The organism is Brevundimonas sp. NIBR10, assembly GCF_027912515.1.
In the GTDB taxonomy this organism is placed as follows: domain Bacteria; phylum Pseudomonadota; class Alphaproteobacteria; order Caulobacterales; family Caulobacteraceae; genus Brevundimonas.
The window spans coordinates 1189139-1201817 of the sequence record NZ_CP115464.1 but is presented as its reverse complement, the minus strand read 5'-3'; the positions used below and the strand labels follow the sequence as shown (position 1 = coordinate 1201817).

Annotated in this window: 7 protein-coding genes; 2 read left to right on the top strand and 5 right to left on the bottom strand. The window is 68.5% G+C overall.

The features are described 5' to 3' along the window. Nucleotides 1–145 precede the first annotated feature (145 nt). Nucleotides 146–955 carry a LytTR family DNA-binding domain-containing protein gene (locus tag O5K39_RS05795; protein ID WP_271146333.1) on the bottom strand — a complete coding sequence of 270 codons (810 nt, stop codon included), beginning with the start codon at nucleotides 953–955 and terminating at the stop codon, nucleotides 146–148. A gap of 71 nt (nucleotides 956–1026) precedes the next feature. Between O5K39_RS05795 and O5K39_RS05790 the strand changes: the two genes are divergently transcribed. After that, nucleotides 1027–1665, top strand: coding sequence for a DUF2141 domain-containing protein (locus O5K39_RS05790; protein WP_271146332.1), 639 nt, complete (start codon nucleotides 1027–1029; stop codon nucleotides 1663–1665). Nucleotides 1666–1917: 252 nt separating this feature from the next. Beyond that, the gene (gene polA, locus O5K39_RS05785; protein ID WP_271146331.1) at nucleotides 1918–4848 is read left to right on the top strand and encodes a DNA polymerase I; all 2931 of its coding nucleotides are present in this window, start codon (nucleotides 1918–1920) and stop codon (nucleotides 4846–4848) included. Between the two features lie 12 nt (nucleotides 4849–4860). Here the strand turns inward: polA and O5K39_RS05780 are convergent, their stop codons facing one another. The 4 genes from O5K39_RS05780 to O5K39_RS05765 form a co-directional block, all read right to left on the bottom strand. After that, nucleotides 4861–5934, bottom strand: a complete 1074-nt coding sequence (locus tag O5K39_RS05780) for a 2OG-Fe(II) oxygenase (protein WP_271146330.1) — start codon at nucleotides 5932–5934, stop codon at nucleotides 4861–4863. Nucleotides 5935–5987: 53 nt separating this feature from the next. Further along, nucleotides 5988–9077, bottom strand: coding sequence for a calcium-binding protein (locus O5K39_RS05775; RefSeq protein WP_271146329.1), 3090 nt, complete (start codon nucleotides 9075–9077; stop codon nucleotides 5988–5990). 470 nt (nucleotides 9078–9547) lie between these two features. Then, nucleotides 9548–10906 carry an HlyD family type I secretion periplasmic adaptor subunit gene (locus tag O5K39_RS05770; RefSeq protein WP_271146328.1) on the bottom strand — a complete coding sequence of 453 codons (1359 nt, stop codon included), beginning with the start codon at nucleotides 10904–10906 and terminating at the stop codon, nucleotides 9548–9550. After that, nucleotides 10903–12639 carry a type I secretion system permease/ATPase gene (locus O5K39_RS05765; RefSeq protein ID WP_271146327.1) on the bottom strand — a complete coding sequence of 579 codons (1737 nt, stop codon included), beginning with the start codon at nucleotides 12637–12639 and terminating at the stop codon, nucleotides 10903–10905. The genes O5K39_RS05770 and O5K39_RS05765 overlap by 4 nt, the downstream gene beginning before the upstream one ends. Nucleotides 12640–12679: the final 40 nt, after the last annotated feature.

Below are 12679 nucleotides of genomic sequence, written 5' to 3'. Positions count from 1 at the left end.
CGGGAGACGAGCCGATCACTCATCGCGGCGAAGCCGCAATCTGAGCAGGTGCCCACAAGTCCACCCTTGGAACTCCGCCTCGGTCCCGTCGTGTTCGTTGTGCCTCGCCGTGTTCGTTGTGATGAACTTGCTGTCGCAGAAGCGCCTAATACCACCCCGCGTCCCGCAGAGCCTTCGCGTACCGCCGACTGACCGGAGCCGTCACCCCGCCCTCCAGCGCCAGCGTCGCCCGCCCGTCACCCCGGCTGACGTCGCGCACCGCGTCCCGCGCGACCCACCAGCTGCGATGGGTCTGGGCCCCCTCCAGCCCTTCCAGCTCCTCCAGCGCATCGGACAGGCGCATCAGGATCAGGTCCGAGCCCCGGTCGGTATGGATGCGCAGGTAATGATCCTCGGCCTGTACCGCGCGGATCGCGGCTCCTCTCAGCTTCGGCGGCAAACGGTCTGGAAAACGGGCGGGCGCGGCACCGGCCGGGGCGGCATGGGTCTGGACCGGCTGGGCCTTGGCCAGAAAGACGTTGAGCGTGCTCATGGTCAGGGTGATCAAGACGACCGGACCGACCATCAACGGCAAGGCCATCAGGGGATAGATCCGCCCCGTGAACACCAGACCCGTGACCAGCCACACCATCACCGACACCGGGCCGGAGATGGAGGCGGTCAGGGCCGCCACGGTCAGCCATGGCCGGTCGTCCAGATCGACCCACCGCTGGACCAGCCAGGAACAGACCTGTCCCCACAGAGCGCCCGCCAGCATCACCGGAACCCAATAGACCAGCCGCATCCACATCGGTGCGTCGACCGTGCCGAAGGCCCCCGAGAATGCGAGCAGACCCCCGGCCGCCGCCGCCACGACAAGGCCGCGCGCCAGCCCAAGGGTGACGGGACGCTGGGTAACGGGGCGCTGGGCTACGGGCCGCGCCGCCACGCTCTGTTGGGGAATCGGGGTGTTCATCATTGCAATCGGGCGCGCTTGGTCGTCATGGTTGGGGGAGTAAGGCTTTGAGACCACGAAACGGCCCCGGAATGAAGCGCATCCTCGCCCTCGTCGCAATCGCCCTCGCCGCCGCGTCGGGTGTCGCCCCCTCCGGCATCGCCTGGGCCCAGCAGACCGGGCGCGTGCCCGTGCCGCCGCCGACGCGTCCCGGCGGCAACCCGGTCGTGGCCCCCGGACCCGGCCCCGTCGGCCCGGCCGTGCCGGTGCCGTCCAGCGGAACCAGCCGCCCCTCGGCCATACCCATGCCCAGCCAGCGCCCGCCCTCGACCGGCCGCCCGGCCCAGACCTCCCTGTTGCTCGAGTTCGAAACGCCCCAGCCCACCGGCCGGGTCGCCGTCGCCATCTATCGCGACGCCGACAGCTTCCGCCGCAACCGCAGCCCGATTCGCACCCTGATGCTGACCCGCAACCGCAACGGCCAGATCACCGCCTTCGTCCAGGGCCTCCAGCCCGGCCGCTATGCCATCGCGGCGTTTCAGGACGTCGACGGCGACGGCGAACTGGGCAAGGGGGCGTTCGGCCTGCCGCGCGAGCCCTTCGGCTTCTCCAACAACGCTCGCGCCCGCTTCGGTCCCCCCTCGTTCGACAGCGCGGCCTTCTCCGTCGGAGCCACCGGCACGACCCAGCGCATCATCCTGCGCAACCCGATGAACGCCATCCTGCGCTGAGGCGACACGACTCACCTCTCCATTCGCGAAGGCGAATGGAAAGGACAGATCGGCGTCTTCGCCGATCAGGAGGGGGCGACGCGATGTCGAAAGTGGGCGCTGCGTGAAACCCCGCAGACGGCCAGAACTCCCTCACAGGCTAGACCGGGTCGCCCCCTCCTGACCGCTGCGCGGTCTGTCCTCCCCATCGCCCTTCGGCGATGTGGAGGTGAGCCGGTGACGAATGCACCCGCCCGCCCTATGCTACTAACCATGTCCGACACGACCGCCGCAGCGACCGAAACCGACCGCCCCCTGACCCAGGACGGCCCGCCGCTGCGGCTCTATCTGATCGACGCCTCGGCCTATATCTTCCGCGCCTACCACGCCCTGCCGCCCCTGACGCGCAAGTCCGACGGCCTGCCCGTCGGGGCGGTCCAGGGCTACTGCAACATGCTGTGGAAGCTGCTGCAGGACATGAAGGGCGCCGACGGCCCCACCCATCTGGCCGCCATCTTCGACCATTCGGAAAAGACGTTCCGGAACGACCTCTACGACCAGTACAAGGCCAACCGCTCGGCCCCGCCCGAGGACCTGATCCCCCAATTCCCCCTGGTGCGCGAGGCCACCGCCGCCTTCGGCGTCCATTGCGTCGAACTGCCGGGCTACGAAGCCGACGACCTGATCGCCACCTATGCCTGCAAGGCGCGCGACGCGGGCGGCGAGGCCGTCATCGTCTCGTCCGACAAGGACCTGATGCAGTTGATCGGGCGCGGCGTCGTCATGTACGACCCGATGAAGGACCGTCGTCTGGCCGAAGAGGCCGTGATGGAGAAGTTCGGCGTCACCCCCGACAAGATGGTCGATCTCCAGGCCCTGATCGGCGACAGCGTCGACAACGTCCCCGGGGCCCCCGGCATCGGCCCCAAGACGGCGGCCCAGCTGCTGGACGAATACGGCGACCTCGACACCCTGCTGGAACGGGCCGGCGAGATCAAACAGCCCAAGCGCCGCGAGACACTGATCAATTTCAGGGATCAAATCCTGCTCAGCCGCGAACTGGTCCGCCTGACCTGTGACGCGCCTGCGCCCGAGGCGATCGAGGATTTCGCCGTACGCGATCCCGATCCGGCGACCCTGTCCGCCTTTCTGGAGTCGATGGAGTTCCGCTCCCTGCTGCGCCGCGTCGGCGACGGCAAGACGGCGGGCCACGATGGCCAGGCCTTCACCGCCCCCCAGAACCGCCCGGCTCCGCGTGTGCCGACGGCCCCCGTCATCTCGCCCCGCTACGCCCCCCAGGCCGTCAACGCCGACGCCCCGACCCAGACCTTCGACCACGACTCTTACCAGTGCATCCAGACGCTGGAGGCGCTCGACGCCTTCATCGCCCGTGCGACCGCCGCGGGCGCCGTCGGTTTCGACACCGAGACCGATGCCCTGTCGGCCACCCACGCCGGGCTCTGTGGCGTGTCCCTGGCCATCGGCCCCAACGACGCCGCCTACATCCCCCTGACCCACGAACATCCGCCCATGGCCGGCGCAGGCGGTCTGGACTTCGGCGACACGCCCGATACCCGCGAGCCCCTGACCCAGCTGGACAAGCCCACCACCCTGGCCCGGCTCAAGGTCCTGCTGGAGAACCCCGGCGTCCTCAAGGTCACCCAGAACGGCAAATACGACCTCGCCGTCATGGCCCGCCGCGGCATCCGGGTGTCGCCCATCGACGACACCATGCTGATCTCCTACGTGCTGGAGGGCGGCCTGCACGGCCACGGCATGGACGAACTGGCCCGGCTCCACCTCGGCCACGACCCCATCCCGTTCAAACAGGTCACCGGCACCGGCAAGGCCCAGAAATCCTTCAAGCACGTCGAGCTGAAACCCGCGACCGCCTATGCCGCCGAAGACGCCGACGTCACCCTGAGGCTCTGGCGCATCCTGAAACCCCGGCTGGCCAAGGCCGGCCTGATGACCGTCTATGAGACGCTGGAACGCGGCATGCCCGCCGTCCTGGCCCAGATGGAGCTGGAGGGCATCCGCGTCGATCCCGACCGCCTGCGCCGCCTGTCGTCCGAGTTCGGCATCCGCATGGCCGAGCTGGAGATCCAGGCCCACGAGATCGCCGGCCGCCCCTTCTCCATCGGCAGCCCCAAACAGATCGGCGAGCTTCTATTCGGCGAACTGAACCTGACCGGCGGCAAGAAGACCGCCTCGGGCCAATGGGAAACCGGCGCCGCCACGCTGGAGGCCCTGGCCGAAACCCACCCCCTGCCCCGCGCCATCCTGGACTGGCGCCAGCTCAGCAAGCTCAAGGGCACCTATACCGACGCCCTCGTCGCGGCGATGGACGAGGCCACCAACCGGGTCCACACCTCCTACCAGTTGGCCGCCGCCACCACCGGCCGCCTCGCCTCGTCGGACCCCAACCTGCAGAACATCCCGGTCCGGAACGAGATCGGTCGCCAGATCCGCCAGGCCTTCATCGCCGCCCCCGGAAATGTCCTGATCAGCGCCGACTACAGCCAGATCGAGCTGCGCCTGCTGGCCCACATCGGCGACATCCCCGAGCTGAAACGCGCCTTCAAGGCCGGGCTCGACATCCATGCGGCGACCGCATCCGAGATGTTCGGCGTCCCCGTCGAGGGCATGCCCGCCGAGACGCGGCGCCGCGCCAAGGCGATCAATTTCGGCATCGTCTACGGCATCTCCGCCTTCGGCCTGGCCGCCCAGCTGGGCATCGATCAGGGCGAGGCCGGGGCCTATATCAAGACCTATTTCGAGCGCTTCCCCGGCATCCGCGACTATATGGACAAGACCCGCGCCGAGGTCCGCGCCGCCGGATACGTCTCCACCCTGTTCGGCCGCAAGATCCACATCCCGGCCATCCACTCCAAGTCGGGGGCCGAACGCCAGTTCGGCGAGCGCGCCGCCATCAACGCCCCGATCCAGGGCGCCGCCGCCGACATCATCCGCCGCGCCATGATGCGGATGCACGCGGCCCTGGCCGAGGCCGGTCTGTCGGAGGTCAAGATGCTGCTCCAGGTCCACGACGAACTGGTCTTCGAGGCCCCCGAAGCCCTGGCCGATCGCGCCATGACCGTCATCCGCCGGGTGATGGAGACGGCCGACGAACCGGCCATCAAGCTCAGCGTCCCCCTGGTCGTCGACGCCCGCGCCGCCCTCAACTGGGACGAGGCGCACTGACGCCTGGCCCGGTCACTCGGCCGGAACGGGCGTCCCCTGCCGCAGCCCCGTCGGATCGAGGAATTTCAGGTTCTCCTCGCGCACCTTGGCCGCCGCCTCGTCATAGAGGAACGGCAGGAACGCATAGCGACGCCCGCGAGTCACCGGCGTCGCCTCGTGCAGCAGCGAGCAGGAGAACACCACCGCCCCGCCCGGCGGCGGCCTCAGCGTGGTCGCCCCATACTCGGGAAACCTCAGGTCGCCGCCGTCGAAATCGTGGTTCAGGTTGATCGAGACCGCGAACCGCCGGTGCGCCGTGCCCTTGGTCGTGTTGTCCCGGTGCGGCCGGAAATAGCCGCCGGTCGCCGCATCATAGGTGGCCACCAGATAGCGTTCGATCCGCGTCGCCTCATACTGGAAAGCCTTCCTGATCTCGGGCACCAGCCGCCGCGCGATCCGGGCCCGGGCGGCCGTGACCAGCGTCTGATCCTCGATCAGGACGTCGGAGCGCTTCTTGTGGTTGGGGTCGGTCATCAGCCGGGTGACCCCGTCGACCTCGCGCATGAAGCCCGATTCCTGGCCCCCCACCCTGTCGTAATGGTCGATCAGCACCTGACAGAAGCCGGGCTCGAAGATGCGCGGCAGGATCAGGACCGGCGCATGCGACGCCACCCCCGCATGCCGATCCGGCGGCGGCAGGTGGTCCAGCCCGGCCAGCAGTTCCTCCGCCCGGTCCGGCCCGGCACAGGCCAGCACCCGCATCGAGGGATCGATCACGATCCACTGCGGCGGGCCGTCGGGCACCTGGATCAACTCCCGCACCGCCCCGGAATCATAGAGCCACCGCACCCCCGGCATCGAATCCGGAAACCGCCCGCGCCACTCCGGCCGATCGGGCAACAGGCCGAAAAAGCTGCGGCTGTCGTCATCGAATTTAGTACGGTGCCGAGCTGCCAGCACGGTCGCGGCCTCGATCTCGGCGTCGCTCGCCCCGCTGAGGACCGCCAGCACCAGATACCGCCCGGCGGCGGAATCGAACGCATAGTTCGGGTTGGAATTCCCCGGCGCACGAAAGCTGGGGAAGGGATCACCGGTCAACAGGGCCATGTCGCAACCTGCCGCGCCCCGCGCCGCCGTTCAAGCCGGAACGACAGACACCTCTACAGATACCAGTCATGCCCGCGCGCCGACGCCGATCCCCCGTCGTCGAGGAACAGCATCCCGTCATCGTGCCGCGAAACCAGCCCGGTCCACGCGCCATCGACATCGTCCGACACCGGCAGCACCTCCGGCCCCGCCGCCTTGGCGACCGGCTCCATCTCGCTCGCGCTGGCGCTCCAGCGGATATCCGAGGCCACCAGCGTCGTCCCCGCCAGCTGGATCAGCATGTCGTTGGTTCCGTTCCCCCCCAGATCGACGAACAGGAAGCTGCCGCCGCTCAGATAGGCGATGCCGAACGCATCCGACGCCCCCGTCCGTACCGCACTGAGATCGAGCCGGTCCGACCCCGACACGAAGCCGAAGATCGTATCCGCCGCCGCGACGGTCGAGTCCGACGCCGCGCGATAGACGAAGGTATCCGCCCCGCCTTCCCCGAACAGCACGTCGGCCCCACCGCCACCGGTAATCGAGTCATTGCCCGCCCCGCCCTGGATCGGATCGGCGAACCGGGAGCCCATCAGCACGTCTGCGCCGCTTGAGCCGATCAGATAGATGCCGATGGCCGAGCCGTTCCCGTAGTTGATGTCCGACCCGTTGATGGCCCGCCCAGCGGCCGAGATCACCATGTTGCCCGCAGCGGAGTCTGCAAAGACGAAACTCGACCCGTTGTCGGTGCGGATGATGCTGATCGCGGTCAGGGGGTTGCTGGTGAAGCTGATGGTGTCGATGCCCGTCTCGAAGTCGTACAGGTTGTCGGTCGCGCTCGCGGTCGAGTCCAACGCGGCGCGGTACAGGAAGACGTCCGCCCCCGCGCCGCCCGCCAGGGCATCCGCGCCCCCACCGCCATAGATCGTGTCGTCGGCCACGCCGCCGGCCAGCCAGTCCGCCGCACCGGCACCGTTCATCTGGAGGGGAATATTGGTTCGGCCGGCCAGCAGGAAGTCGTTCCCCTGGACCAGGCTCTGCACATAAATCTGGAAGCTGCTGTTCGCATTGTTGGCAAACACCACCGTTTCCCGTCCCTCGGCATAGCGGTCAATCCGGATGGACAGCGGCAGGATCGAGTTCAGGTTGATCAGATCGACGCCGGTCTGGAAGTCGGTGATCCGGTCATACTCGTCCACGCCGGGGGCCAGATAGATGAACTGATCGGTGCCCGCCCCGCCGGTCAGGACGTCCCGCCCGCCTCCGCCGGTGATGAAATCATCGCCCGCCCCACCGTTGATCGTGTCGGCCAGGCTCGACCCGATCAGCACGTCCGACCCGTCCGAGCCAGCCATGTTGGCGGGCAGGATTTCGCCGTTTGCGCCGAACACATCCCCCGCCTGGATCGTGCCGTTGACCCCGATCACCGTCTGGGTCGCCAACAGATGCCCGGCGAACACCAGTGTGCCCCCGCCGTTGGTCCGCACCAGGCTCAGCCCGTTGCTGACCGTGCCCTCGATCACGATCCGGTCCGAGCCGCTCTGGAAGTCCGCGATGGAATCAATGGCCGTTCCCGTCGAATCCCCCGCCGCGAAGACGAAGATGTCCGCACCGGCCCCGCCCGTCAGCAGGTCCAGACCCTGCCCGCCGCGCAGGGTATCCCCCGTCGCCGACCCGGTAAGGGTGTCGCCGAACGTCGATCCGATGATGCCTTCCACCCCGTTCAGGGTGTCCGAGCCGGCACCTCCGCTTGCCTGCCGGGCCGCGAGGCTGACCACGACTGCGCTGGTAGCGTCGCTGTAATCGGCGGTGTCGAACCCCGCGCCGCCATCCAGACTGTCATTGCCTGCTCCACCGCGCAGACTGTCGTCGCCGTCGTCGCCCCGCAGGATGTCGTTGGCCGCGCCGCCCTGCAGACGGTCATTGCCGGCTCCGCCGACCAGCAAGGCCACGCCGTCGCCGCCGATCAGCACGTCGTTCCCGGTCTCGCCGCTGAGGTTCGATGGGCCTGTCGCCGGGGCCGTGATCGTGTCGTCGCCGTCCCCGCCGTTGGCCGAGGACCACCCCGTCACGACATCGTTTCCGGTCGTGCCGAAATAGGTGATCGAACCTGTCTGGACGATGCCGGTCGGAGCGTAAGGCGACGACCCGTTGTTCAGGTAGGACGAGGTCGGGATGGCCCGCGCATCGACGTTCAGCAGCCGTCCATAGACGACGCCGATGCCGTTGGAGCCATCGCTGGCCCGGCCATAGAAGATGATGTCCGCCCCCTGCTGGCCGATATAGACCGGCCGGTAGCTCAGGGTGACCACGGTGCTGCCCGACAGGTCCAGCCGGTCCGTGGCGACGTCGAAGTCCGTGACGATGGCCGTCCCGACCGGGTTCCAGATGCGGAAGGTGTCGGCACCCGTGCCGCCGGTCAGCCGTACCGTGGTGTCCGTGCCCGGCGGGCTCACATAGCTGGTGTTGCCCCGGTTGGAGATTCCGTCGATGGCCCCGACACCGGCCGTGATGATGTCGTCGCCGGTGCCGCCGTCGATGACGGCGTGCCCCAGGACTGTCAGCGTATCATTGCCGTCTCCACCGTTCACCCGGATCGCGGTGCCGTCGTAGGCGGTCCAGGTCGTATTGGAGTTGAAGACGCTGAACACGCCGGAAAAGCCGACCTCGATCACGTCGTTGCCGCCTTCCCCGTTCAGCACAGAGCCGTTGGACACGCCGATGGCAGTGATACGGTCGTTGCCTTCGCCGGCATTGACCAGGTCATTCGCGTTGAAGAATCCGTAGGCCGTGGGCTGCGGCTGGATTTGGAGAACCCGCGAACCCGTGTCGATCACATCGTCGCCCGCGCTGCCTGTCAGGGTATCGCCAAAAAGCTGTGAACCGATCAGGCGGTTGATGCTGACGAGCTGGTCGGTGCTGTACCCCGTGTTCTGGAATCCCGAGACGGCCAGTGACACGGCGACCCCGATCGTCGCGTCCAGATAACTGACCGTATCGTTGCCGGGCCCGCCGTCGAGATAGTTGCGACCCGGCCCGCCGGACAGGACGTCGTCGCCGCCCGCCCCGATCAGGACATCGTCCCCGGTCAGGCCGGTGATGACGTCGTCACCCTCTCCGCCGGTGAGAGTATCGTCGCCTGCGGTTCCGGTGAAGGTCGGCATGGATCAACTCCTGATGTCTCCGGCAACCCTACGCCCCGATCACCGAAAGGTTCAACTCACGATAGGGCGCGGCTCAGTGCCCGGCCGCCCCGGACTGCGAGTCGAGAGGTGATCGGGGCTCCAACTCTCCAACTTCGAGCCTGCAATCCCTTGCGCCATAAGGGATTGGACGATTCTCGAGGCCTTCGACCTGGCGACCCTTCCGGCCGTGGTAGACTGCGGCCTCCCCCCGGTCTTTGACAATCAGCCCGCGTCCGCCCCGGAAGGCACAGGAGTCCGGACTCAACGGACTCTTCGGACTCTGTTTTTCGAGTCCGGACAGGCCCAAGTAGTCATGTTAGCCTGACATTTTCAGACGATTCAGACCTTTCGGACTCTGCTTTTTACAGCGCACACCTCCCGTGGTGTCCGTGGGCCTGGATACCGAAGTCCACGCCACCACCGTCACTCCGGGAGCCGCAGAGACCGCCCTACTGCTCCGACCCCGACCGCCACAGGCTGCGGGTCAGGGGCTCGAGAAGGTACTGAAGCGCCGTGCGGTCCTTGAGCAGGACCACCACCTCGACGGGCATCCCGGGCCGGATGTGGGTCGCGGCGGTGCCCAGCTTGGTCATTTCCGAAGGCGGGATCACCACCTCGGCGCGATAGAAGCTGCGCTTGGTGGCCTCGTCGGTGAAGGTGTCGGCCGAGATCAGGGTGACGGTCCCGTGCAGGATCGGGGTCGAGCGGTCGCGCAGGCCCGGAAACTTGATCTCGGTCGACAGCCCGACCCTCAGGTCGTCGATGTCGACGGGATCGATCGAGGCGATGATCACCTGGTCGGCGCGGTCGGGCAGGACCTCCATCAGGGTCTGGCCCGGCTGGATCACCCCGCCGGGCGTGAAGATGGTCAGGCCGACGACCTGGCCAGTCGAGGGGCTGCGGATCTGGGCCCGGGCGATCTGGTTGCGCAGCTCGGTCTGTTTGGGCCGCAGGTCGTTCAGGTCCACCTCGACCTGCCGCAGCCGGTCGGCGACGTCCTCGTCCAGCCGGGTGGTGACGCCCAGGCTCTGCAGCCGGGTCTCGCCCATGGCCTCGCGCGCCCGCGCCACCTGGGCCCGCAGCGAGCCCAGCTCGCCGTCCAGGGCCGCCGCGTTGCGCTCCAGTGCACGCACCCGGTTCTGGGGCGCAAAGCCCTGGGCCGCCAGGCTGCGCATGCCGTCCAGCTCCTCGCCGATCAGGCGGCGCTGTTCGATGTTGCTCTCGATCTGCCGCTGGAAGCCCGCGATCTGCTGGTTGAGCTGCTCGCCGCGCTGGCTGAGGACGCCCGTCTCTGTCGAGCGGCCCGAGCGGCGGGCCGAGTACTGCAGCCGCTGCAAGCGCATCGCCTCATCCGCCAGCACCCGGTCCTCGGCCGACAGGCCGGCGAACTCGGCGGGTTCGGGCACGGAACCCAGCCGGTCCCGCTCGGCGATCATCCGCGACCGCTGGGCCAGCAGGGCGATGATCTGGCCGGTGACCCCGCGCTCGCTGGCGCTGAGCTCGCCGGTGGACAGTTCCAGCAGCACCTGCCCCTGGGTGACGCGATCGCCCTCCTTGACGTGTAGGACGCTGACGGTGCCGCCCTCGCGGTGCTGGACCGCCTGACGGTTGCCGAGCACCGCCACCTGACCCTGGGCATAGGCCCCGGCCGCCAGCGGCGCGAACGCCGCCCAGCCCAGGAACAGCACAAAGAACAGGACGATGATGACGCCGCCGATGATCAGCTCGCGGCGCGGCGAGTCGGTGACCTCGACCGGGGCGGGCGCCTTGGGAGGAGTGCCCGACGACGGGATGGGCGAGGCGGTCATTGTGGGCGGGCTCCGACAGGCGGGGCGGCGGCGCGCATCTTGGCCAGGACGTCCTCACGCGGACCCTCCAGCTGGACCGCGCCGTCCTTCATGGTCAGCAGCCGGTCGACGCGTTGCAGCACCCCGGCCCGGTGGGCGATGATGACGACGGCGGCACCCCGGGCGGCGGCTTGCAGGATGGCATTCATCAGGGCGACCTCGCCCTCCTGGTCCAGGGCCGAGTTGGGCTCGTCGAGCACCAGCAGGGCGGGCGATCCGTACAGGGCCCGCGCCAGGGCGATCCGCTGCCCCTGTCCCGCCGACACCCCCTGGCCGAACGGCCCGAGCATGGTGTCATAGCCGTTCGGCAGGCGCAGGATCAGCTCATGTACCCCCGCTGCCTGGGCCGCCGCCACCGCGCCTGCGTCCACCGCCTCGGCGCTGACCCCGACCGACGAGGCGAAGCGCGAGATATTGTCCTTGATCGAGCCGGCGAACAGGTTCGGGTTCTGCGGCAGATAGCCGATGTGGCGGGCAAGCTCGTCGGAGTCGCGCGCGGAGTACTCGGCCCCGTCCAGCCGCACCGTGCCGATGGTCGGGCTCTGGGCCCCCGCCAGCACGCGCGCCAGCGTCGTCTTGCCCGATCCGCTGGGCCCGACGACGCCGAGCGTCTGTCCGGGATTGAGGGTCAGGCTGACCCCCTTCAGCTGGGGCTGTTCGGTGCCGGGCAGGCGCACGGCGATCCCCTCGACCTGAAGCAGGCCTCTGGGGTCCGGCAAGGCCGTGCGCGGCTTGTCGACGCCGGCGGTGGAGGCGAACAGCTCCTGCAACGTCGTCCAGCTGGCGCGCGCCTGAACCAGGCTGGGCCAGGCCCCGACCAGGGCCTCGATCGGGGCGACCGCCCGGCTCAGCAGGACCGAGGCGGCGATGATCGCCCCCGCCGACATCTCGCCCTTGACCGCCAGATAGGCTGCCAGACCCAGCGACGCAGATTGCAGCGCCAGGCGCAGGAACTTGATCGCGCCCGAATACTTGCCGCCGCTGAACTGGGCGTCGGCATACTGGCCGGTGGCCGAATGGCGCTGATGGAGCTGGCGGTTGATGCTGGCCTGACGCATCCCAAGGGCCCGGACGATCTCGGTCTGGCCGGTCATCCCGTCCTGACTGGCATAGGCGGCGTTGGATGACTGGATGGCCCGCTTCAGCCGGGGCCGGCTGTCGCGCTCGTTCAGCCAGGCCAGCAGGAACAGCACCGCCCCGCCCACCAGGGTCAGCACCCCGATGGCCGGGTGCAGCAGGAAACAGAAGACCAGATACAGCGGCGTCCACGGTGCATCGAACAGGGCCATCACGCCCTGGCCCGACACGGCGGTGCGCACATTGTCGAACTCGCGCAGCGCCTGGGTCGACTGCGGCTTGCCCTGGGCATCGACCACGCGGGCCATGATGGCCGGGGCCAGCATCTTGTCCATGCGCAGGCCGGCCCGGACCAGCAGCCGCGTCCTCAGCCAGTCCAGCGCCGCCAGCGTCCCGAGCGCCAGCATGGCCACGACGGTAATGAGGACCAGGGTCGTGATCCCGCCCGTCGGCACCACCCGGTCATAGACCTGCATCATGTAGATGGTCGGCACCAGGTACAGCAGATTGACCAGGGCGCTGAACACCGCCGCCCACACGAAATGGGTCCGGCAGGCCCGGATGGCAGCGGCCAAAGGCTCGGTGCCGGCCTTGGGTGCAGTCAGGGATTTGAACACGCGACCATTTTCGACACTTGATGACCCGGCCTTATACGCG